We start from the raw sequence: 21,000 nt of genomic DNA on the forward strand, positions 1-21,000 counted from the left end.
TCGCACCGATCGCCATGGAAGAGAAGCTGCGCTTCGCTATCCGTGAAGGCGGCCGCACCGTTGGTGCAGGCGTCGTGGCGAAAATCATCAAGTGATCTGAAAGCGCTGCTGCAGCGGCGCTGACGGATGAAGACAGGAAGGCCGCTCCCCCGGGGGCGGCCTTTCGTATTGGATCTGATGGGGAGGGGCGGACGAGAGCGTTTGTTCTGGCGGTGAGGGGGCACCCCGCCTGCAGGGCTTTTCTGCCTCTGCGGGCTTGCCTGGAGCGGCTCTGTGCGGGGCTGAGGTTGCTCTGGCGGGACCTGTGCCGGGGAGGTGCTGGCTGCTGCGGCCCGGATCCGCTCTGAGAGCCGTTTTCTTGATCCGCCTGCTTTCGCCCAGGGGGCGCTTCATCGGGCTAAGCAGCATCCAAGGCCCGGAGGGGCGCTCCTGCACTCCTGCGCTGTTGCGGGGAGGGGGAGAGATTCGCGGCGTAGCTGTGTGATGCCGGGCAGAGCCCGCGCTGTGGCGCTGACAGGCTTCACCCTGCGCCGTTACGGTGCCGCTCAGGGCTTTTGACGCAAGGCTCTGGCGGAGCGGGCTGGGGCGCTGCAGAGGGCGGTCTGAAGCTGCGCCATTACGATCGGCGCGGGCAGGCCGGGCTGAGCCGGGTGCTGAAAACAGAAAACCTCCGCTCAGAAGAGCGGAGGTTTTTCAGTGCCTTAGAGGCAGATGGTGGGCGACCCTGGAATCGAACCAGGCATGAGTCGCCTCGGCGGAGTTACAGTCCGCTGCCGCACCTTGCAGCACGTCGCCCACTGAGGGTGCATTTAAGCCAGGGTGCGGGGAGGGTCAAGGGCCTGCGGCAGAAATTTGTGAGGAAAGTGAAAGGCTTTTGTCTGCCGCACTCTCAGGCTATGACACGGGATACGCAGAATTCTGAGGAAATCATGAAAAAGCCGGCCTGGGTCGTCGATAAAGAACGCAATAAACGGGCCGAGGCGAAAGAGACCGTCTGGCTCTTTGGTCTGCATGCGGTGCGTGATGCGCTTCTCAACCCGAAACGCGAGAAGCTGAAGCTGATCATTACCAAAAACGCGCTCGATAAGCTTGAGGATGCGGTGGCTGCCGCGGGAATCACCCCCGAGGTGGTTGATTCGCGCAAATTCAGCGCGCCGATCGATCCGGCCTCGGTGCATCAGGGGGCGGCGCTGGAAGTAAAGCCACTGAACTGGGGCCGCCTTGATGAGGTGGCGATCTCGGGCGCCGGCGCACCGCTGGTGGTGCTGCTCGACCGGGTGACCGATCCGCATAACGTCGGCGCGGTGCTGCGCTCGGCTGAGGTGTTCGGAGCGCGGGCGGTGATTGCACCGCGGCACCATTCGGCACCGGAAACCGGGGCCCTCGCGAAAACCGCCTCCGGCGCGCTGGAGCGTCAGCCCTATCTGCGGGTCACCAATCTCTCGGATGCGATGCAGGAGCTGCGCGAGATGGGCTTCTATCTGATCGGGCTGGATGGCGAGGCTGATCACCAGCTGGCCGGTGCGGTGGCCAGTGCCGGCAGCCGGCCGATTGCCCTGGTGATGGGGGCCGAAGGCCCGGGGCTGCGCGAAAAGACCCGCGAGACCTGTGATGTGATCGCGGCGATCCCGGCGGCGGGGGGCTTCGGCAGTCTCAATGTCTCAAATGCGGCGGCGGTGGCGCTCTATGCGGCCAGCCAGCGCGGCTGAGCCCGAAAAAAAGGGGCAGGGGAATCACGAATGCGCGACCTGGTCTTTTATCAGCGCTGCGCCTTTCTATCTCTGATGCAGAGGGCCGGGACCGGAACCCCCGCGCCCCTCTTTGCACTGTCCCTCGTTCCGTACCTGGCGCCCGGCGGTTTACGCGGGGCGCCTTTTTCTTAGCGCGAGGCAAAAGCGGATGTCTGAGGAAAGTGTGATTCGTAAGATCCTGACCGGGTCAGAGGTAATTGCGGTGGTTGGATGGTCGCCCAAAGCCGATCGCCCCAGTCACAGCGTGGCGCGCTTTCTTGCGTCGCGCGGCTATAAAGTGATTGCGGTCAATCCCGGCCAGGCCGGGCAGCAGGGGCCGCATGGGCTGATCTATGCCTCGCTTGCCGAGGCTGTGGCGGCTGAGGGGGCGATTGATATGGTCGATATCTTCCGCCGTTCGGAAGAGGCGGGCGCGGTGGTGGATCAGGCGATTGCCATTGGCGCCAAGGCGGTCTGGATGCAGCTTGGGGTCTCGGATCCGGCGGCAGCGCAGCGCGCAGAGGCGGCGGGGCTTGATGTGGTGATGAACCATTGCCCGGCGATTGAGATCCCGCGCCTCGGGCTCTGAGCCCCGGGCAGAGAGGCAAAAGGGGAAGCGCGGCTCCCGGCTTCCCCTTCCTGTTAACTATCCCCGCCGGAGGCAGGTGCGGCCATGCCAGGGGGCAGCCGTTTTACTTGCGCGCAGCCTTCTCGGCGATGCCCGAAGTGCCCTCGCGCCGCTCCAGCTCGGCCATGACATCCCCGAGGCTGACATCGCGCGCCGCGAGCATCACCAGCAGATGATAGAGGACATCGGCGGCCTCGGCGGTCAGCTTCGCGCGGTCATTTTTTATCGCCTCGATGATCGCCTCGACGGCTTCCTCGCCGAATTTCTCGGCGCATTTTTCCGGGCCCTTGGCAAAGAGCTTAGCCGTCCAGGAGCTTTCCGGATCTGCGCCCCGGCGCTGTTCAATGGTGGCCGCCAGCCGTTCGAGCGCGTTCATTCCAGCCTCATTGCAATACCGGCCGCCGCCATATGAGCCTTGGCCTCGGCAATCGTATAGGTTCCGAAATGGAAGATCGAGGCCGCCAGCACCGCCGAAGCGCCGCCCTTTGTGATCCCTTCGACCAGGTGGTCAAGATTGCCCGCCCCGCCCGAGGCGATCACCGGGATCGAAACCGCATCCGAGATGGCCCGGGTCAGCGGCAGGTTATAGCCGTCTTTGGTGCCATCGCGGTCCATCGAGGTCAGCAGGATCTCGCCCGCGCCCTTTGATGCGACCAGCTGTGCAAATTCCACCGCATCAATGCCGGTGGGTTTGCGTCCGCCATGGGTGAAAATTTCCCATTTGCCGGGGGCGGTGGTCTTGGCGTCAATCGCCACCACGATGCACTGGCTGCCAAAGCGGTCGGCCGCCCCGGCCACGACATCGGGATCCGCCACCGCGGCCGAGTTGAACGAGACTTTATCGGCGCCGGCCAGCAGCAATGCCCGCACATCGTGATGCGTACGCACGCCGCCGCCGACGGTCAGTGGCACATAGATCTGCTCGGCGGTGCGGGTCACGAGGTCAAACATCGTGCCGCGGTTCTCATGGGTCGCGTGAATATCGAGGAAGCAGATCTCATCCGCGCCTGCCGCATCATAGGCTTTGGCGACCTGAACCGGATCACCGGCATCAATCAGATTGACGAAGTTCACGCCTTTGACCACGCGGCCATCGGCCACGTCGAGGCAGGGGATCAGGCGGGTCTTCAGCATCGGGCCGGTTCCTCTCTGGCCGGAAGGGGGAGGGGGCGCTGCCCCCCGCCTGCGCTGCAGGCCCCCCGGGATATTTAAGGACAGATGAAAGCCTCAGGCCTTCAGTTTCGCAAGCGCATCGCCGAGATCAATCGCGCCATCGTAAAGCGCGCGGCCCGAGATTGCCCCGGCGATCACGCCGGTATCGCGCAGCGCGATCAGATCTTCCATCCGGCTGACACCACCGCTCGCGATGACCGGGATCGAGACCGCACGGGCCAGGGCTTCGGTGGCCTCGATATTCGGGCCCTGCATGGCGCCGTCGCGGTCGATATCGGTATAGATGATGGCGGCAACGCCCGCATCCTCAAAGCTTTTCGCCAGATCGGTGACCATGACATCGGTCTCTTCCGCCCAGCCCTTGGTCGCAACCCGGCCCTTGCGGGCGTCAATACCGACCGCCACCTGACCCGGGAAGGCTTTTGCCGCTTCGCGCACCAGATCGGGGTTCTCGACGGCGACCGTGCCAAGGATGACCCGGCTCAGGCCCTTTTCCAGCCACATGCCGATGGTCGCCATATCGCGGATACCGCCGCCAAGCTGGGCCGGGACTTTGAGTTTCGCAAGGATCGCCTCAACCGCCGCGCCATTGACCGGCTGGCCGGCAAAGGCGCCGTTCAGATCGACAAGATGGATCCATTCGCAGCCTGCGGCCTCAAATTTGGCAGCCTGGGCGGCAGGGTCATCGCCGAAAACCGTGGCGGCAGACATTTCACCGCGCAAAAGCCGCACACAATTGCCGTCTTTCAGATCGATGGCGGGGTAGAGGATCATCAGTCTCTCCGTCACATTTCAGGCCGTCGCGTCGCTTTGCCATGCACTGTGACGGAAGGGAAGGGCAATGGCGCCGCAGCCGCGACCCGACGTCACGCTTGATTGGTCTGAGGGGCAGGGCAAGGATTTTTGCATTGTTCCAGGGGAGGAGAGACCTGTGATGAAAAAGCTGATACTGGCGGCTGCCTTTGCCTCGCTCGGCTCGGTGGCCATGGCTGCGGATCCGATCCTCGGCATCTGGCAGACCAAAAAGGATGATAACGGCAATTTCGGTCATGTCGAAGTGAAGCCCTGCGGTGCCTTGTTCTGCGGCACGCTGATCCGGGCTTTTGACGGTGCCGGAAAAGAGATCTCATCTCCCAATGTCGGCAAGCCGATCATCTGGGATATGAAGGCCTATGCAGATGGCGTCTATGACGATGGCAAAATCTGGTCGCCGGACCGCAATAAGACCTATAATGGCGAGCTGAAGCTCTCGGGCAGCAAGATGACCGTCTATGGCTGCGTTCTGGGGATCTGCCGCGACGGCGGCACCTGGAGCAAGGTGAAGTGACCGCAGGGGGCGGCTCCGCATCCGGGCCGCCCTGTCACTCTCACGGCTTCCAGCTGAGGAAATTTGCGATCAGCCTGAGGCCGGTTGCCGCGCTTTTCTCGGGGTGGAACTGGGTGCCGATGATATTATCGCGGCCGACAATCGCCGTGACATCGCCCGCGTAATCGACATAGGCGATGCGCTCGGCCGCATGGGCGGTGCGGAACTGCCAGGAATGGACGAAATAGGCGTGATCGCCCGAGCGGATCCCCTCCAGCACCGGATGCGCCCGTTCAATCACCAGATTGTTCCAGCCCATATGCGGCACTTTCAGCGCCGGATCTGCAGGGCTGATCTTCTCAACCGTGCCGGGGATCCAGTCAAACCCCTCGGTTTCGCTATATTCCAGCCCGCGGCTGGCCAGCATCTGCATGCCGATACAGATGCCGAGGAAGGGCCGGGCCTGAACCGTCACCGCCTCGGTGATTGCCTCATATAGCCCGGCAGAGGCCTTCAGCGCGGCGCGGCAGGCGGGGAAAGCGCCATCACCTGGCAGAACCACCCGGTCGGCGCGGGCCACATCCTCGGGGCGTGAGCTGACGATCACCTCACCCGCGCCGGTCTCGGTGGCCATGCGCTGAAACGCTTTCTGCGCCGAATGCAGATTGCCGCTGTCGTAATCGACAAGAACGGTCAGGGCCATCAGAGCGCGCCCTTGGTCGAGGGCAGCACGCCTGCCATGCGCGGATCGGGTTCGACCGCCTCGCGCAAGGCGCGGGCCACGGCTTTGAAGGTGGCTTCGGCAATATGATGGCTGTTAAAGCCATGGATGCGGTCGATATGCAAAGTGATGCCGCCATGGGTCGAGAGCGCCTGGAAGAATTCGCGCACCAGTTCGGTATCGAAAGTACCGATTTTCTGGCTGGGGAAATCGACATTCCAGACAAGGAAGGGCCGGGCCGAAAGGTCAAGCGCGGCGCCGATCTGGGTATCATCCATCGCGAGGCGGAAATGGCCGTAGCGCCGGATGCCCTTTTTATCGCCAAGGGCTTTGACCAGGGCCTGGCCAATCGCAATGCCGGTATCCTCCACGGTATGGTGATCATCGACATGCAGATCACCATTGGCGCGGATGGTCATATCGATCAGCGAATGGCGGGCCAGCTGGTCGAGCATATGGTCGAAAAAGCCGATGCCGGTCTGGCAGTCATATCGGCCGGTGCCGTCGAGATTGATCTCGACCTCAATCCCGGTCTCGGCAGTTTTACGGCTTACGCTGGCTTTACGCATCTCTCTCGCCTCCGGCTTTGTTCCCGAAGGCCATAAACGGCCCCGGCAGCTACGGCAAGAACAGCGGCGGGCGAAAAGCAAAAAGGGCGCCCTGAGGCGCCCTTGCTTTTGACCGAAATGGAGCGGGCGAGGCGATTCGAACGCCCGACCCTAACCTTGGCAAGGTTATGCTCTACCCCTGAGCTACGCCCGCGCCGTTTCGGTGAGGCGGTATTTAGGTCAGGCCAACCGGGGGCGCAAGAGGAAAAACACAAACCAGCCGAAAATCTTCGCAATAGCTTCGGCGTTGATTTCATTTGTAAATGTGAAGGGCCTCCGGCGGGGATAGTTTCAGAAAGGGAAAGGGGCGGCGCGCGGGCCTGGTCTTTCATCTGTCTTCAGATCCCCCCGGGGGGGGACGGGGGCTGGCAGCCCCCGCCGGATTTACTCCAGCTCGACCAGCAGATCCTTGGCCTCGATCTGCGCGCCCTGGCTGACATGGACCGCCTTCACCGTGGCCTCGCGATCGGCGTGGAGCCCGGTCTCCATTTTCATCGCCTCGATGGTCAGGAGCAGATCCCCGGCGCGGACCTTCTGCCCGGCCTTGACCGCCACGCCTGCGACCGAGCCCGGCATCGGCGCGCCGATCTGGCTGGCATCGCCGTCTTTCGCCTTCAGCCGTGCCGCCGATTTCGCCTTCACCGAGCGGTTGATGACGCGGATGGTGCGGGGCTGGCCATTCAGCTCGAAGAACACCTTCACCTCGCCCGCATCATCCACCTCGCCAAGGGTGAGGAAGCGGATTTCCAGCGTCTTGCCGGGGTCGATCTCGACCGCGATCTCCTGGCCGGGCTGCATGCCGTAGAAGAAGGCAAGCGTCGGCAGGGTGCGGACCGGGCCATAGCTCCGGTGGCGGCCCATGTAATCGAGGAAGACTTTGGGATACATCAGATATCCGTTCAGATCCTCATCATCGACATGTTTGCCGTTCAGCTCGGCCGAGAGCCTGGCCCGCGTCGCCTCCAGATCGACCGGCGGCAGCGATTTGCCCGGGCGCCCGGTCAGCGGCGTCTCGCCCTTCAGCACCTTTTTCTGAATGCCCGCAGGCCATCCGCCATGCGGCTGCCCCAGATTGCCCTTCAGCATATCGGCCACCGAATCGGGGAAGGCAACATCAACCGCCGGATCCTCGACCTCGGCCCGGCTCAGCCCCTGGGCCACCATCATCAGGGCCATATCGCCGACCACTTTCGACGAGGGCGTCACTTTGACGATATCGCCGAACATCTGATTGGCATCGGCATAGGCCTGGGCCACTTCCGGCCAGCGCTCTTCCAGGCCCAGCGAACGGGCCTGGGCCTTGAGATTGGTGAACTGGCCACCAGGCATTTCATGCAGCCAGACTTCGGAGGCCGGGGCCGAGGTGCCGGTCTCAAAGGCGGCATATTGCGCGCGGACATGTTCCCAGTAATTCGACATCTCGCGCACGGCGGCGATATCGATGCCGGTATCGCGCTCGGTATGGCGAAGCGCCTCAACGATCGAGCCGAGGCAGGGCTGCGAAGTGCCGCCCGAGAAGGCATCCATCGCCGCATCCACCGCATCAACCCCCGCATCACAGGCCGCCAGCACCGTGGCCGAGGCCGCGCCGGAAGTGTCATGGGTGTGGAAATGCACCGGCAGGCCGATCTCCTGCTTCAGCGCCTTGATCAGCACGCGGGCGGCGGCGGGCTTCAGCAGCCCCGCCATATCCTTCAGCCCCAGCACATGCGCGCCGGCCGCCTGCAGTTCCCGCGCGCGGTCGAGGTAATATTTCAGATCATATTTCGAGCGCTCGGGGTCGAGCATATCGCCGGTATAGCAGATCGTGCCTTCGCAGAGCTTGCCCGCCTCCTGCACCGCATCCATGGCGACGCGCATATTCTCGACCCAGTTCAGGCTGTCGAAGACGCGGAAGACATCGACCCCGGTGAGGGCGGCCTGCTTCACAAAGCTCTGCACCACATTATCGGGATAATTGGTATAGCCGACGCCGTTTGAGGCGCGCAGCAGCATCTGCGTCATCACATTGGGCATAGCGGCGCGCAGATCGCGCAGCCGCTGCCAGGGGCATTCCTGCAAGAAGCGGTAGGCCACGTCAAAAGTCGCCCCGCCCCAGCATTCGACCGAGAACAGCTGCGGCAGATTGGCGGCATAGGCCGGGGCGGCCTTGATCATATCGATCGAGCGCATCCTGGTGGCCAGCAGCGACTGATGACCGTCGCGCATGGTGGTATCGGTCAGCAGTACCCGGGTCTGCGCCTTCATCCAGTCGGCAACCGCCTGAGGGCCCTTCTGCTCGAGCAGATTGCGGCTGCCATAGGCCGGCTGGCCGGAACGCAGCGCCGGGGGTTTCGGCGCTTTCGCCTCGGCATGGGGTTTCGGGCGACCGGCGGTCTCGGGGTGACCATTGACGGTGATATCGGCCAGATAGGTCAGGATCCGCGTCGCCCGGTCCTGGCGCTTTTTAAAGCGGAACAGCTCGGGCGTCGTGTCGATGAATTTGGTCGTATAGCTGCTGTCGAGGAAGGTCGGGTGCTTCAGCAGGTTGATGACGAATTCAATATTCGTCGCAAGGCCGCGGATGCGGAATTCGCGAAGTGCGCGGTCCATCCGGCTCAGCGCCTTTTCCGGCGTCTGGGCATGGGCGGTGACCTTGACCAGCAGGCTGTCGTAATAGCGGGTGATGACGCCGCCGGCATAGGCCGTGCCGCCATCAAGCCGGATGCCATTGCCGGTGGCCGAGCGGTAAGCGGTCAGGCGACCGTAATCGGGGATGAAATTATTCAGCGGATCTTCGGTGGTGACGCGGCATTGCAATGCATGGCCGTTCAGCTGCACCCCGGCCTGATCCGCCACGCCGGTGGCATCGGCCAGGCTCTGGCCCTCGGCGATCAGGATCTGCGCCTGGACGATATCAATGCCGGTCACTTCCTCGGTGACGGTATGCTCGACCTGGACGCGGGGGTTTACCTCGATGAAGTAAAATTCCTCACTGTCCATATCCATCAGGAATTCGACCGTGCCGGCGCATTCGTAATTCACATGTTTGCAGATCCGGCGCGCCATTTCGCAGACCGCCTCGCGCTGTTCCTGCGAGAGATAGGGGGCGGGGGCGCGTTCGACCACTTTCTGGTTGCGGCGCTGCACCGAGCAGTCGCGCTCCCACAGATGCCAGACATCGCCCGATTTATCGCCGAGGATCTGCACCTCAACATGGCGGGCGCGCAGGATCATCTTTTCCAGATAGCCCTCGCCATTGCCAAAGGCGGCTTCGGCCTCGCGACGGCCTTCGCGGACTTTGACCTCCAGCTCATCCTCCGAGAGGATCGGCCGCATACCGCGACCGCCGCCGCCCCAGGAGGCTTTCAGCATCAGCGGATAGCCGACTGCGGCCGCCTCGGCCCGGATCACATCCATATCATCGCCCAGCACTTCGGTTGCCGGAATGACCGGCACACCGGCCTGCATGGCCACGCGCCGCGCCGAGGCTTTATCGCCAAGCGCGCGCATGGTTTCGGCCCGCGGGCCGATGAAGGTGATGCCTGCCGCATCGCAGGCATCGACGAAATCCGGATTCTCGGACAGAAGGCCATAGCCCGGGTGGATCGCATCCGCCCCGGCCATGCGGGCGACACGGATGATTTCCGGGATCGAGAGATAGGCGCCGACCGGCGACAGCCCCTCACCGATCAGATAGGCCTCATCCGCCTTGAAGCGGTGCAGCGAGAGCTTGTCTTCCCCGGCATAGACCGCGACGGTCTTTTTACCCATCTCATTGGCGGCGCGCATCACGCGGATCGCGATTTCGCCACGGTTGGCGACGAGGATTTTACGAAATTCGGGCAAGACAAAACTCCCAGGCAGTGATTATTCCTGCGTAATTCTGCAGTCTGGGCCGCACTCTATGGGCGCTGCACTGCGGCGCAAGGCGGAACAAGGGCTGAATTGCAAAGTTTGCGAAATATTCAACCAGGCTTTGCAGTTGCATAATCCCCGGCAAAGGCAGGGATTGCGGTTGCGCCGGGACCAGGGGCAGGGCGGGGAATTTTACAAAAATGACACATAATCTTGGCATTTTGGGCGCAACCGGCTGGCTGGGGCAGGGGTTGGGCCTTGGATTGCTGCGTCGCAATCTCTGGCCTGAACAGCATTTGCTGCTGCTGAACCGCTCGGGCGAGGCTCCGGCCTATAAAGCCTGGCCTGGAGTGCGGATGGCCAAAGATCTGGCCGATCTGCAGGAAAACTGCGATCTGATCGTGCTTTCGCTGCGTCCCGAGGACTTTCCGCCTGCGGGATTCGCGCCCGGAGAGCAGCTGCTGATCTCTTTCATGGCCGGGGTGACGCTGGCGCAGCTGCGCGCGCTGGCGCCCCGGGCGCGGCTGGTGCGCGCAATGCCGAATGGCGGCGCGGTCAGCGGCACCTCCTGGACGCCCTGGCTGGGCGAGGGGCTGCAGCCCGGCGATGCGGATCTGGTGCGCGGTATCCTTTCGGCCATGGGAGACGAGGTCCGGATCGAAAGCGAGGCGCAGCTTGATCTGCTGAGCGCGCTTTCCGGCTCGGGCCCGGCCTATCCGGCGCTGCTGGTCGGGGCGCTTTATACTAAAGCCCTCGCCATGGGGCTGCAGCCCGCGATCGCCTGGCCTGCGGTGCGCTCGATCCTCACCGGCGCAGCCCCCGCTCTCGGGCAGGGGCCCGAGGCAGCCGCAGAGATCCTCAAGGCAATGCACAGCTATCGCGGCATCACCTCGGCGGGGCTGCAGGCGGCCGAGGCGGCGGGGTTCAGTCAGGCGGTTGCGGCGGCGCTGGAGGCGGCGGTGGCAAAGGCCGCTGCCATGGGGCAGGAGAAAGGCTGAAAGGCCAGAACATTCCTTGAACACAGCACCGCTGCTTGTTAAGTTTTCGCCATGAACAGCGATGATGATTTCGAGGCCTTCGAGGCCGCCGCCGCGCAATCGGCCCCGGCTCCTGCAGCAGTGCCGCTTTCGCAGCGCGCCATGGCCTCACGTCCTCGCCAGACACTTGGTGAAGGGCAACCTTGGCTGACTGGTCTAAATGCAGCGCAGTGTGATGCGGTAGAGGCTCTTGAGGGGCCTCTTCTGGTGCTTGCAGGGGCTGGCACGGGTAAGACGCGTACGCTCATGGCGCGGATTGCGGCGCTTCATTTCAAACTTGGTGTGCCGACCAAAAATATTCTCGCGGTGACCTTTACCAACAAGGCCGCCAAGGAAATGAAAACAAGGCTGGCCGTAAATCCATTTGGCTTGGAAGCGCCGATGTCCTGGATGGGCACATTCCACTCGCTCAGCGTAAAAATCCTGCGCCGCCATGCCGAGCTGGTCGGGCTGAAGTCGAATTTCACCATTCTCGATACCGATGACCAGCTGCGGCTGCTGAAGCAGCAGATCCAGGCCACGGGCATTGATGACAAGCGCTGGCCGCCCCGGATGCTGGCCGGGCTGATCGATCAGTGGAAAAACCGCGCCTGGACGCCGGATAAGGTTCCGGCCTCGGAAGCGGCGGCCTTTAACAATCGTGGTACCGAATTCTATGCGCAGTATCAGGAGCGTCTGCGCAGCCTGAATGCCTGCGATTTCGGCGATCTGCTGTTGCATTGCGTGACGATCTTCCGCGCCAATCCGGATGTGCTGGCCCAGTATCAGCGCTGGTTTCGCTATATTCTTGTTGACGAATATCAGGATACCAACGTCGCCCAGTATCTCTGGCTGCGGCTCTTGGCCCAGGGGCATCAGAATATCTGCTGCGTCGGAGATGACGATCAGTCGATCTATGGCTGGCGCGGCGCCGAGGTCGGCAATATCCTGAAGTTCGAGAAGGATTTTCCCGGCGCGAAAGTGATCCGGCTTGAGCAGAATTACCGCTCGACCCCGCATATCCTCGCCGCCGCTTCGGGGTTGATCCGCGGCAATGCCGAGCGTCTGGGCAAGACGCTCTGGACCGATGTGCCCGATGGCGAGAAGGTTCGCCTCATCGGCCACTGGGATGGCGAGGAAGAGGCGCGCTGGATCGGCGAAGAGGTGGAAAGCCTGCAGCGTGGCAATGCCAGGCGTGATCCGATGGGGCTGGATTCCATGGCTATCCTCGTGCGGGCCAGCCATCAGATGCGCGCCTTTGAGGATCGTTTCCTGACCATCGGCCTGCCCTACCGGGTGATCGGTGGCCCGCGCTTTTATGAGCGGCTCGAGATCCGCGATGCCATGGGTTATTTCCGCCTCGCGGTCTCGCCCGATGATGATCTGGCCTTTGAGCGGGTGGTGAACACGCCCAAACGCGGCCTTGGCGATAAAGCGGTGCAGAATATCCAGCTTGAGGCGCGCCGCCTTGGCGTGAACCTGCTCGAAGGCGCGCGCAGCCTGCTGGCGCGGGGCGGGATCACCGGCAAGGGCGCAGGGCAGCTGCGGCTGTTTGTCGAGAATATCGACCGCTGGCATAAAACCGTGCTGGCGGGGCCTGATGCCCCGGCCGATGCGGTGATCGAGCCGGTTCTGCCCGAGACGCCTGCGGCGAATGATCTGAGCCATGTCCGCCTGGCCGAGCTGATCCTCGAGGAATCGGGCTATATTTCGATGTGGCAGAATGACAGGACGCCCGAGGCTGAGGGGCGGCTTGAAAACCTGAAAGAACTGATCAAGGCGCTGGAACAGTTCGACAGCCTGCAGGGCTTCCTCGAACATGTCTCGCTGGTAATGGAAAATGACAGCGACGAGGCCGGCGAAAAGGTCTCGATCATGACGCTGCACGCCGCCAAGGGCCTCGAATTCCCGGTGGTCTTCCTGCCCGGCTGGGAGGAGGGTCTGTTCCCGAGCCAGCGCTCGATTGATGAGGCTGGCCTGAAAGGCATCGAGGAGGAGCGCCGCCTCGCCTATGTCGGCATCACCCGTGCTGAGGAGCTCTGCATCATCTCCTTCGCCTCAAACCGCCGGGTCTATGGACGTTGGCAAAGTCAGATGCCGGGGCGTTTCATTGACGAGCTGCCCGCCGAGCATGTGAAAGAGGTGACACCTCCCGGACTGATGGGCGGCGGCTATGGCGCGGCGGCCATGGGTTACGGCCGCTCGGATGTGGAAGAGCGCGCGACCAGGGCCGATGTCTATAATTCGCCGGGCTGGCAGCGGCTGCAGAATAATCAGGCCCCGCGCCGGTCCCAGGCTCAGCCGCGTCGTTCGATCACGATTGATGCCGAGGCCTTGTCAGCCTTCACCCTGGGTGAGCGGGTGTTCAATCAGAAATTCGGCTATGGCACGATCCTTGCCATGGAGGGCGATACTTTTGAGGTCGATTTTGAGAAAGCCGGCGTCAAACATGTGAAAGCGGGCTTTGTCACCGCGGCAGCCGCCCAGGACGAAGTGCCGTTCTGAGCGGGCTGCGCGCCCCGCGGCTCACTGCCCTGTCTGTTCACCGCTCCCGGCGCTCAGCGGCGCGCCGGGCGGTTTCTCAGCTGTTCTATCGCATAAAACCCCAGCCCGGCGATCAGACCCCAGAAGGCCGCGCCGATGCCATGAAGGGCAAGGCCCGAGGCGGTGACGGTGATGGTCATTGCGGCGGCGAAACGCTGCCCGGGATCGGCCATGGCCGTGGCGAGCGCCCCGGTCAGGGGCCCAAGCAGCGCCAGCGCCACCAGAGCCGCCATCACCTCGCCCGGCAGCGCGGTCAAAAAGCTCAGCAGCACCGGCCCGGCCAGACCCAGCAGCAGCCAGATAAACCCATAGGCCAGGCCGACCTTCCAGCGCTGTTTCGGGTCGGGATGGACATCCGGCCCCATGCAGATTGCCGCGGTGATCGCCGCCATAGAGACACCGTGTGCGCCAAAAAATCCTGACAGAGCCGACAGGCCACCGGTCACCCCCAGTGCGCTGCGCACCGGCGGCTCATATCCTGCGGCGCGCAGCGTGGCAAAGCCCGGCAGGTTCTGCGAGGCCATTGTGACCAGATAGAGCGGCAGGCCGAGGCCGATAAGGGCGCCGAAATTCCACTCGGGCGGGATGAATTCCGGCTGTGGCAGGCTGAGTGCCAGCCCTTCGAGGCTCGCCGCCCCGAGGCCAAAGGCCAGAGCGAGGCCTATGGTCAGCGCCGAGAGCACCGCGAGAGCAGGATTGAACAGGCGCACCAGGGCGAAAGTGCCCAGCATGGGCAGCACCAGCAAAGGCGCGGCTTCTGCCGCCAGCGCGCCTTTGAGGCAGAAGGGCAGCAGCACCCCGGCCAGCATCGCCGCTGCAATCCCGTCAGGAATACGCGCGATCAGCCGGCCAAGCGGGCCGATCAGCCCGGTCAGGGCCACCAGAATGCCGGCGAGGATGAAAGCGGCCGCGCCTTGCGCCATGTTCAGCCCCTGGCTGGCAGCGATCAGCGCCGCACCCGGGGTGGACCAGGCCAGCACCACCGGCAGCCGGTGGTGCCAGGAGAGAAAGGCCGAGCCGATGGCCTTGGCAAGGCAGAGCGCCAGCACCCAGCTTTCGGTCTGCGCCGGGCTCGCCCCAAGGGCCTGCGCTGCGGAGAGCACGATGACAATACTTGAGCCGTAGCCGACCAGGCTGGCGACCAGCGCTGCCATAACCATCGAAATTCGCATCTGTCCTGCCCGCTGCCGGTTGTTGCGGCAAGCTATGCGCGGGCTGTGCGGGAAGGCAAGCGAGAAGAGGAGGGGGAGGGAGGGCGGCGGTTCCATGGGAGGAGGAGAGGAACCGCCGCAGTTCCGGGAGCCCGAGGGAGGAGGAGAAGGGCTCTCGAAATCCGGTTGGGCCATCTGGCCCGGAAGGGGAGGGCGGCGGTTCCAGGGAGGAGGAGAGGAACCGCCGCAGTTCCGGGAGCCCGAGGGAGGAGGAGAAGGGCTCTCGAAATCTGGCTGGGCCATCTGGCCCGGAAAGGGAGGGCGGCGGTTCCGGGGAGGAGGAGAGGAACCGCCGCAGTTCCGGGAGCCCGAGGGAGGAGGAGAAGGGCTCTCGAAATCCGGTTGGGCCATCTGGCCCGAAGGGGAGGGTGCGGCAACTCCGAGGGAGGAGGAGAAGGAGCCGCCGCACTATCCGCAGGTATCGGGAGGAGGTGATACCGGCGAAGATCTGGCCCGTTCAGGGCCGGTATTTGCGCGACGACTCCAGGGAGGAGGAGAGAGCCGTCGCTGATTCAGTGGCCCAGGGGAGGAGGAGAAGAGGGCCGCCGAATTCTGCCGGAGCATTTGCCCCGCTATTGTTGCGGCACCACCAGGGAGGAGGGGGCAGCGCCGCTTTCGCATCAGGCTCCGGGGGAGGAGGAATGGAGCCCGGGCGGAATGTTATTTGCCGTAAGCCGCTTCGCGGGCCACCGAGGTGATGCCGGAACGCGAGAGGCCGAGATCATTCAGGTCGCGATCCGACAGGCTGCGCAGTTCGGACAGCGTGCGGATGTAAATCCTGCGGCGCGTGAATGCGGCTTTGAAGGCCTGGGTCAGGTCGCTGATCAGCGAGGGGCGCAGGGCTGCGCTGGAGGTATTGGTATAAGACATTGCGTTTGCTCTCGGATGCGGGGCTGAAGAGCTGCCCCTTGCGGCTATTCGGAGCGTTTCATCTGCCCCGTTCGGTTGAGAGGAAGATGCGATTTTTTCTGCAGTTGCACAATAGGGAGCCTCGGCAATGCTGCCATGCAGCACCCGCATATCTGAGAGGGTTGAACTGTTACAAAAAGGGACAGGCCTGCCCGCATTTCAGGCGCTCCGCAAACCGGGGTGCTGCTGACTCTTGCCCTTTCGCTGAAAACTGCCGAAAACCAGCGCAGACAGCCAGGCGCTGCAGGCTTAGGAGATCCGCGATATGTCCCTCACGCGTGACCAGGTAACTGAGATTCTCGCCACCCTTGCCCTGCCCGATGGTGGCACCCTGATCTCGCGTGATCTGATCCGGGCGCTTTCAGTAGAGGCCGGAGTGGTGCGCTTTGTGATCGAAGCCGGATCGCCGGATGAGGCGCGTGGGCTCGTGGCGGTGCAGGCCCGGGCGGAGGCGGCACTGAAACAGGCGGGCGCGGCTTCGGTTCAGGCGGTGCTGACCGCGCATGGCCCGGCAGCCAAGGCGCCGCCGCCGGAAGTGATCCGCAGCTCGGCGGCACCGGGTGCTGCGGCTTCTGCGCCGCCCTCGCTGAAGATCGGCGGCCATCCGACGCCCCAGCCCGGCGGGCCGGAGAAACTTTCGGGCATCGACCGCATCATTGCCATCGGCTCGGGTAAGGGCGGGGTCGGAAAATCCACGGTCTCGTCGAACCTCGCGGTGGCGCTGGCAAAGCAGGGGCGCCGGGTCGGTCTGCTCGATGCTGATATCTATGGGCCAAGCCAGGCGCGGATGATGGGGCTGAGCGAGCGCCCGCGTTCGGTTGACGGGAAAATCATCGAGCCACTGAAGGCACATGGCGTGACCGTGATGTCGATGGGCCTGCTGATGAAAGAGCGCGAGGCAGTGGTCTGGCGCGGCCCGATGCTGATGGGGGCTTTGCAGCAGCTCTTGACCCAGGTGCAATGGGGCGAGCTGGATGTGCTGCTGATCGACCTGCCGCCCGGCACTGGCGATGTGCAGCTGAGCCTGGCGCAGCGCGCGCAGCTGACCGGCGCGATCCTGGTCTCGACACCGCAGGATGTGGCGCTGCTCGATGCGCTGAAAGCGCTGGATATGTTCAATAAGCTCAAGACCCCGGTGCTGGGTCTGATCGAGAATATGTCGAGCTATCATTGCCCGAACTGTGGCCATGAGGCGCATATCTTCGGCCATGGCGGGGTTGAGGCCGAGGCAAAGGCGCTGGATCTGCCCTTCCTCGGTGCGCTGCCGCTGGCGCTTGAAGTGCGGGTGGCGGGCGATGAGGGCAGGCCGATCGCGCTTGGCGAAGGCCCGGTGGCCGCGGCCTATGCCCGCCTTGCTGACCGGCTGATCAAAGGCGGTATCGCCTGAGCCCTGCTACCGGCCCGGGCGTCAGGGGATAAGGCTGAGCGCCATGCCCCCCGCCGCCCCGGCCAGCACCACCGCCCAGGGCGGCAGTTTCCACAGGCTCAGCGCCGCGAAGCAGGCGAGTGCCAGTGCCAGATCCTGCAGGTTCGCCACGGCTGATGTGAAAACCGGGTCATATAGCGCGGCACCGAGCAGGCCGGTGACCGCCGCATTCGCGCCCGAGATCGCGGCACATGCGCCCCTGGCACGCCGCAACCGGCTCCAGAATGGCAGGGCAGCGATCAGGATCAGAAAGCCTGGGGTGAAAAGCGCGATCAGCGCGATCAGCGCGCCGGTGAACCCGTCCGGCCCGGGCTGATGCAGCGCGCCGAGCCAGGCGGCAAAGGTGAACAATGGCCCAGGGACAGCCTGGGCGGCGGCGTAGCCGGCAAGAAACTGCGTCTCGCTGATATGGCCCTGGCCCACCGTTCCGGCTTCGAGCAGCGGCAGCACGACATGCCCGCCACCAAAGACCAGCGCTCCGGCATGGCTGAAAGTCACCGCCAGGTTAAGGCCCGGCGCGGTCTGGGGCAGCAGCGGCAGGGCAAAGAGGATCAGCGCCAGCGCGATGGCCGCGCCGATGGCAAGGCGGCGCGGAATGCGGGCCGCCAGGCTGGCGATCCCCTCTGCCGCCAGGGGCGCGGCGCTGCCGCGTAAAAAGGTCAGACCCATAGCCCCTCCGGCGAGGATGGCGAGGCTCATCCCCAGAACCGGCGGGGCGGCAGCGATCAGGGCCACCGCCAGCACCGCTATCGCGGCTCGGGCGCGGTCGGGGCAGAGGCTGCGCACCATGCCAAGCACGGCCTGGGCCACCACCGCCACCGCCACCAGCTTCAGCCCGTGAAAGGCGCCGCTGGCGAGCGGGCCCTCCATCCGGCTGGCGCTGAGCGCGAGGCAGAACAGCAAAAGGGCCGAGGGCAAGGTGAAGCCGAGAAAAGCGAGGAAGGCGCCGCGCCAGCCCGCCCGCAGCAGGCCGAGCGCGAAGCCGGCCTGGCTTGAGGCCGGGCCGGGCAGAAACTGGCAAAGTGCGACCAGCTCGGCCCAGGCGGCTTCTGACAGCCAGCGGCGGCGGCTGACGAATTCGGCGTGGAAATAGCCCAGATGCGCCACCGGCCCGCCGAACGAAGTCAGGCCAAGCCGCAGGAAGACCAGAAAAACCTCGGCGGCGCGGCCCGCCGGCCCGCCCTGCTTCTCGTCAGCCCGGGCGGTGGTCGGGTCATTGTCTCTGTGCATGGCGGATCAGTCTCTCAGGATGGGGCGCCGGGCGGCTATACCGCATTGCGGTGACGTTTGGGTGACGGCTTTGCGACAGCCTCCTGGCCGTAAGGGGGGGCTGCAGGCCTGGGATTGCATGGGAGAGATGGGTGCAAAGCGCATGGGACGGGATGGGATGGGACTGACCGAGGCGTGCGAATCGCATGGCGGGATTTTATGGAATCTGCCGGGTGTGTTGCGAAGCATCGTCACAGATTTGTCAGATTCCACAGAAATATGAGGGGTTGACAGCTTTTATATCGCAACCTGCGATTGCTCTCTTGCCAATTCGAATAAAAAAATGGGTAGCCATGGAATCGGATGGGACTCACTAGATCTGGGAGTTCATGCTGGCGTGACGCATAGATATTGGATTGCGGGGCGTTTTTTTACCACTAGATCCTGGATCTAGGGCTCGGCTGGAACAAGATATTGCCGATCGTCTCCAAGATTTCCCTTGCCAGCCCATGAAATCCCAGGCAAATTAAGCCTACGAAAGACGAAGCGGGCAAAACAAACGTCAGAGGCGGACTAAGACCTCGAATAAAGGCGATATAAGGCAGCTTACAGGCAAGAACCCTTCGTTCTTTCGAGAGATCCGGCGCGCGAGCGAGCAGACATCTCCCCCAGGTGGCGCGCGCAGCTGGACGCCCAGCGATGGGACAGTGGCGGATCGGACAGTGGCAGCAGTCCGGTCCGCCCATTTCATTTCCGGGCAGGTGTTTGATTATTAACGGGCCTTTTGGCCCCCGGGACAACAGAGGCCGTCACAGAGCAATGGCTGAGGCATTCAGAGGCGAATTCTACCAGAAGGTAGATGCTAAGGCGCGGGTCTCGATCCCTGCGTCTTTTCGCCGTGTTCTGGAGGCCGGTGATCCTGCTTTTGACGGTGCGCGCCCGCGGGTGGTCATGGTCTATGGCGGTGGTGCCTCGCGGCAGTTTGTCGAATGCTATACCATCAGCCAGATGCGCCTGCTTGAAGACAGGATCCGCAATATGGCCTCGGGCACCCCGGCGCGTAAGGCGCTGGAGCGCAATTACATCACCCTGTCGCAGACGGTTGAGGTGGATGAGGATGGCCGCATCGTCCTGCCCGCGAAAGTGCGTGAAAAAACCGGGATGAGTGATGCAGGCGAGGCCTGTTTCGCCGGGGCCCTGGATACGTTCCAGATCTGGAAACGTGAAGATTACGATGCTGAAATGGCAGCCCAGGAGGAATTTGATCTGGACCTGCCCGATGGCGCCGATCTGCTCTCACTGCTGCCGCATAACGGAGCTTAAGCTATGAGTGGGACTGCACCGCATATCCCGGTGCTGCTGACCCCGCTTCTGCAGGCAGTCGCGCCGGTGGAGGGTGTCTGGGTCGACGGGACTTTCGGGGCAGGGGGCTATGCCCGTGGCCTGATCGGGGCCGGTGCCTCGAAGGTGATCGGCATTGACCGTGATCCGCTGGCGCATGAGATGGCCGCGCCCTGGCTGCCGGATTACGGCGGCAAGATCGAGCTGCGGCTCGGCACCTTCTCGGATCTCGATATTCTGGCGGGCGAGAAGGTCGATGGCGTTGTGCTCGACCTTGGCGTTTCCTCGATGCAGCTCGATCAGGCCGAGCGCGGTTTTTCCTTCCAGAAAGACGGGCCGCTCGATATGCGGATGAGCCAGGAGGGACCTTCGGCGGCCGATCTGGTTAATACGGCGTCAGATGAGCAGATCGCTGATATTCTTTATCTTTTCGGCGAGGAGCGCGCCTCGCGCCGCATCGCGCGCGCGATTGTTGCGGCGCGTGAGCTGGAGCCGTTCCGCACCACTTTGCAGCTGGCCTCGGTCATCGCCAAACAGCTGCCGCGCCCGAAGCCACATGAAAGCCATCCGGCCACCCGGTCTTTCCAGGCAATCCGCATTGCGGTGAATGCCGAATTTGACCAGCTGGCCGAGGGTCTGGCCGCCGCCGAGCGTGCGCTGAAGCCGGGCGGCAGGCTGGCCGTGGTCACCTTCCATTCGCTCGAAGACCGGATCGCCAAGCGTTTCTTTCAGCTGGCCTCGGGTTCGGAGCCGGCCGCGAACCGCTACGCCCCGGCCAAAGCCATGGTCGAGCCGCGCTTCAGGCTGCTTTCGAAGAAGGCGATCAGCGCCTCGGAGGAAGAGCTGGCGCTGAATCCGCGGTCGCGTTCGGCCAAACTGCGGGTGGGCATCCGCACCGAAGCCGCCGCCATTGCCGCGGATGCGGCTGCCCTCGGACTGCCACGACCGGAGCGTAAAGGACGAAACTGAAATGCGCGCTGTGCTTTATGTGCTGACCTTTCTCTCGGTGATTGCGCTCGGGTTCTGGGCCTATCGGGAAAACTACGCCACCCAGGCGTCGTTGCGGCAGGTGCGTGGATTGCAGCGTGAAATTTCCAGCCTGCGCGAGGCTTTGCTGGTGCAGAAGGCGGAATGGGCCTGGCTGAACCGGCCGCAGCGGCTGCGCGAGCTGGTGGATCTGAATTTTGAGCGGGTGCCGCTGATGCCGATGGAGCCGGGTCAGTTTGGCGATGCTGCCCAGGTGGTGTTCCCGGTGCCGGAACTGCCGGCAATCGACGCGCCGGATGCGGCGCTCGGCGGGGTGGTCAGCACCTCTGGCGGCCAGGGAGAGGGACTTTAACC

The 21,000-nt window shown here is 63.8% G+C and carries 19 protein-coding genes and 2 tRNA genes; 10 read left to right on the forward strand and 11 right to left on the reverse strand.

Going from position 1 to position 21,000, the window contains the following annotated elements:
• On the forward strand, positions 1–95 hold a 95-nt coding region (locus H0485_RS08810; RefSeq protein ID WP_226935189.1), incomplete at its 5' end, for an EF-Tu C-terminal domain-related protein.
• Positions 96–712: 617 nt separating this feature from the next.
• Here H0485_RS08810 and H0485_RS08815 read toward each other — a convergent pair.
• Positions 713–796: transfer RNA gene (locus H0485_RS08815), tRNA-Tyr, on the reverse strand.
• Positions 797–929: 133 nt separating this feature from the next.
• Between H0485_RS08815 and rlmB the strand changes: the two genes are divergently transcribed.
• The gene (rlmB, locus tag H0485_RS08820) at positions 930–1,709 is read left to right on the forward strand and encodes a 23S rRNA (guanosine(2251)-2'-O)-methyltransferase RlmB (protein WP_226935007.1); all 780 of its coding nucleotides are present in this window, start codon (positions 930–932) and stop codon (positions 1,707–1,709) included.
• Between the two features lie 190 nt (positions 1,710–1,899).
• A complete protein-coding gene (locus H0485_RS08825; protein WP_226935008.1) occupies positions 1,900–2,319 on the forward strand; it encodes a CoA-binding protein in 420 nt (139 codons plus the stop codon).
• A 103-nt stretch (positions 2,320–2,422) separates the two neighbouring features.
• Here the strand turns inward: H0485_RS08825 and H0485_RS08830 are convergent, their stop codons facing one another.
• The 3 genes from H0485_RS08830 to hisA all read right to left on the reverse strand — a co-directional run bounded on the left by H0485_RS08830 (position 2,423) and on the right by hisA (position 4,305).
• Positions 2,423–2,734: a phosphoribosyl-ATP diphosphatase gene (locus tag H0485_RS08830; protein WP_226935009.1), complete on the reverse strand. Its 312-nt coding sequence runs from the start codon at positions 2,732–2,734 to the stop codon at positions 2,423–2,425.
• A complete protein-coding gene (gene hisF / locus H0485_RS08835; protein WP_226935010.1) occupies positions 2,731–3,492 on the reverse strand; it encodes an imidazole glycerol phosphate synthase subunit HisF in 762 nt (253 codons plus the stop codon). Before hisF ends, H0485_RS08830 begins: the two co-directional genes overlap by 4 nt.
• 93 nt (positions 3,493–3,585) lie before the next feature.
• Positions 3,586–4,305 carry a 1-(5-phosphoribosyl)-5-[(5-phosphoribosylamino)methylideneamino]imidazole-4-carboxamide isomerase gene (gene hisA, locus H0485_RS08840; RefSeq protein WP_226935011.1) on the reverse strand — a complete coding sequence of 240 codons (720 nt, stop codon included), beginning with the start codon at positions 4,303–4,305 and terminating at the stop codon, positions 3,586–3,588.
• A gap of 160 nt (positions 4,306–4,465) precedes the next feature.
• Here hisA and H0485_RS08845 point away from each other — a divergent pair, with 160 nt between their 5' ends.
• Positions 4,466–4,858 carry a DUF2147 domain-containing protein gene (locus H0485_RS08845; protein ID WP_226935012.1) on the forward strand — a complete coding sequence of 131 codons (393 nt, stop codon included), beginning with the start codon at positions 4,466–4,468 and terminating at the stop codon, positions 4,856–4,858.
• A 40-nt stretch (positions 4,859–4,898) separates the two neighbouring features.
• Here H0485_RS08845 and hisH read toward each other — a convergent pair whose 3' ends face one another.
• From hisH to H0485_RS08865, 4 genes are all read right to left on the reverse strand, one after another.
• Complete coding sequence (gene hisH / locus H0485_RS08850) at positions 4,899–5,540, reverse strand: imidazole glycerol phosphate synthase subunit HisH (RefSeq protein WP_226935013.1); 642 nt, start codon at positions 5,538–5,540, stop codon at positions 4,899–4,901.
• Entirely contained in the window at positions 5,540–6,127 is a 588-nt protein-coding gene (hisB, locus tag H0485_RS08855; protein WP_226935014.1) for an imidazoleglycerol-phosphate dehydratase HisB, read from the reverse strand. Before hisB ends, hisH begins: the two co-directional genes overlap by 1 nt.
• Before the next feature lie 118 nt (positions 6,128–6,245).
• Positions 6,246–6,320: transfer RNA gene (locus H0485_RS08860), tRNA-Gly, on the reverse strand.
• A 230-nt stretch (positions 6,321–6,550) separates the two neighbouring features.
• On the reverse strand, positions 6,551–9,994 hold the full coding sequence (locus H0485_RS08865; protein WP_226935015.1) for a pyruvate carboxylase: 3,444 nt from the start codon (positions 9,992–9,994) through the stop codon (positions 6,551–6,553).
• Between the two features lie 209 nt (positions 9,995–10,203).
• Between H0485_RS08865 and H0485_RS08870 the strand changes: the two genes are divergently transcribed.
• Both H0485_RS08870 and H0485_RS08875 read left to right on the forward strand, forming a co-directional pair.
• The gene (locus tag H0485_RS08870; RefSeq protein WP_226935016.1) at positions 10,204–11,001 is read left to right on the forward strand and encodes a pyrroline-5-carboxylate reductase family protein; all 798 of its coding nucleotides are present in this window, start codon (positions 10,204–10,206) and stop codon (positions 10,999–11,001) included.
• A 51-nt stretch (positions 11,002–11,052) separates the two neighbouring features.
• Positions 11,053–13,524, forward strand: coding sequence for an ATP-dependent helicase (locus H0485_RS08875; protein WP_226935017.1), 2,472 nt, complete (start codon positions 11,053–11,055; stop codon positions 13,522–13,524).
• Between the two features lie 53 nt (positions 13,525–13,577).
• On the opposite strand, the gene H0485_RS08880 is transcribed toward H0485_RS08875, so the two are convergent.
• Entirely contained in the window at positions 13,578–14,735 is a 1,158-nt protein-coding gene (locus H0485_RS08880; protein ID WP_226935018.1) for a benzoate/H(+) symporter BenE family transporter, read from the reverse strand.
• A gap of 699 nt (positions 14,736–15,434) precedes the next feature.
• Positions 15,435–15,644: a DUF1127 domain-containing protein gene (locus tag H0485_RS08885; RefSeq protein ID WP_226935019.1), complete on the reverse strand. Its 210-nt coding sequence runs from the start codon at positions 15,642–15,644 to the stop codon at positions 15,435–15,437.
• Positions 15,645–15,948: 304 nt separating this feature from the next.
• Between H0485_RS08885 and H0485_RS08890 the strand changes: the two genes are divergently transcribed.
• Positions 15,949–17,070, forward strand: coding sequence for an Mrp/NBP35 family ATP-binding protein (locus H0485_RS08890; protein ID WP_226935020.1), 1,122 nt, complete (start codon positions 15,949–15,951; stop codon positions 17,068–17,070).
• A 21-nt stretch (positions 17,071–17,091) separates the two neighbouring features.
• Here H0485_RS08890 and chrA read toward each other — a convergent pair whose 3' ends face one another.
• Positions 17,092–18,339: a chromate efflux transporter gene (gene chrA / locus H0485_RS08895; RefSeq protein ID WP_226935021.1), complete on the reverse strand. Its 1,248-nt coding sequence runs from the start codon at positions 18,337–18,339 to the stop codon at positions 17,092–17,094.
• 798 nt (positions 18,340–19,137) lie between these two features.
• Between chrA and mraZ the strand changes: the two genes are divergently transcribed.
• The 3 genes from mraZ to ftsL are packed head-to-tail and all read left to right on the forward strand — an operon-like array spanning position 19,138 to position 20,998.
• On the forward strand, positions 19,138–19,641 hold the full coding sequence (gene mraZ / locus H0485_RS08900) for a division/cell wall cluster transcriptional repressor MraZ (protein WP_226935022.1): 504 nt from the start codon (positions 19,138–19,140) through the stop codon (positions 19,639–19,641).
• A 3-nt stretch (positions 19,642–19,644) separates the two neighbouring features.
• Positions 19,645–20,628, forward strand: a complete 984-nt coding sequence (gene rsmH / locus H0485_RS08905; protein WP_226935023.1) for a 16S rRNA (cytosine(1402)-N(4))-methyltransferase RsmH — start codon at positions 19,645–19,647, stop codon at positions 20,626–20,628.
• A 1-nt stretch (position 20,629) separates the two neighbouring features.
• Positions 20,630–20,998 carry a cell division protein FtsL gene (gene ftsL / locus H0485_RS08910; protein ID WP_226935024.1) on the forward strand — a complete coding sequence of 123 codons (369 nt, stop codon included), beginning with the start codon at positions 20,630–20,632 and terminating at the stop codon, positions 20,996–20,998.
• Positions 20,999–21,000: the final 2 nt, after the last annotated feature.

The sequence above is a fragment of the Pseudogemmobacter faecipullorum genome (assembly GCF_020539525.1).
In the GTDB taxonomy this organism is placed as follows: Bacteria; Pseudomonadota; Alphaproteobacteria; order Rhodobacterales; family Rhodobacteraceae; genus Pseudogemmobacter; species Pseudogemmobacter faecipullorum.

Excerpts from the sequence above, each read along its gene's own strand:
- H0485_RS08880 (WP_226935018.1), bottom strand. The coding sequence starts at position 14,735 with ATGCGAATTTCGATGGTTATGGCAGCGCTGGTCGCCAGCCTGGTCGGC.
- H0485_RS08845 (WP_226935012.1), top strand. The coding sequence starts at position 4,466 with ATGAAAAAGCTGATACTGGCGGCTGCCTTTGCCTCGCTCGGCTCGGTG.
- rsmH (WP_226935023.1), top strand. The coding sequence starts at position 19,645 with ATGAGTGGGACTGCACCGCATATCCCGGTGCTGCTGACCCCGCTTCTG.
- H0485_RS08825 (WP_226935008.1), top strand. The coding sequence starts at position 1,900 with ATGTCTGAGGAAAGTGTGATTCGTAAGATCCTGACCGGGTCAGAGGTA.
- H0485_RS08890 (WP_226935020.1), top strand. The coding sequence starts at position 15,949 with ATGTCCCTCACGCGTGACCAGGTAACTGAGATTCTCGCCACCCTTGCC.
- hisF (WP_226935010.1), bottom strand. The coding sequence starts at position 3,492 with ATGCTGAAGACCCGCCTGATCCCCTGCCTCGACGTGGCCGATGGCCGC.
- rlmB (WP_226935007.1), top strand. The coding sequence starts at position 930 with ATGAAAAAGCCGGCCTGGGTCGTCGATAAAGAACGCAATAAACGGGCC.
- hisB (WP_226935014.1), bottom strand. The coding sequence starts at position 6,127 with ATGCGTAAAGCCAGCGTAAGCCGTAAAACTGCCGAGACCGGGATTGAG.
- mraZ (WP_226935022.1), top strand. The coding sequence starts at position 19,138 with ATGGCTGAGGCATTCAGAGGCGAATTCTACCAGAAGGTAGATGCTAAG.
- H0485_RS08885 (WP_226935019.1), bottom strand. The coding sequence starts at position 15,644 with ATGTCTTATACCAATACCTCCAGCGCAGCCCTGCGCCCCTCGCTGATC.
- ftsL (WP_226935024.1), top strand. The coding sequence starts at position 20,630 with ATGCGCGCTGTGCTTTATGTGCTGACCTTTCTCTCGGTGATTGCGCTC.
- H0485_RS08870 (WP_226935016.1), top strand. The coding sequence starts at position 10,204 with ATGACACATAATCTTGGCATTTTGGGCGCAACCGGCTGGCTGGGGCAG.
- H0485_RS08875 (WP_226935017.1), top strand. The coding sequence starts at position 11,053 with ATGAACAGCGATGATGATTTCGAGGCCTTCGAGGCCGCCGCCGCGCAA.
- H0485_RS08830 (WP_226935009.1), bottom strand. The coding sequence starts at position 2,734 with ATGAACGCGCTCGAACGGCTGGCGGCCACCATTGAACAGCGCCGGGGC.
- hisA (WP_226935011.1), bottom strand. The coding sequence starts at position 4,305 with ATGATCCTCTACCCCGCCATCGATCTGAAAGACGGCAATTGTGTGCGG.
- chrA (WP_226935021.1), bottom strand. The coding sequence starts at position 18,339 with ATGCACAGAGACAATGACCCGACCACCGCCCGGGCTGACGAGAAGCAG.
- hisH (WP_226935013.1), bottom strand. The coding sequence starts at position 5,540 with ATGGCCCTGACCGTTCTTGTCGATTACGACAGCGGCAATCTGCATTCG.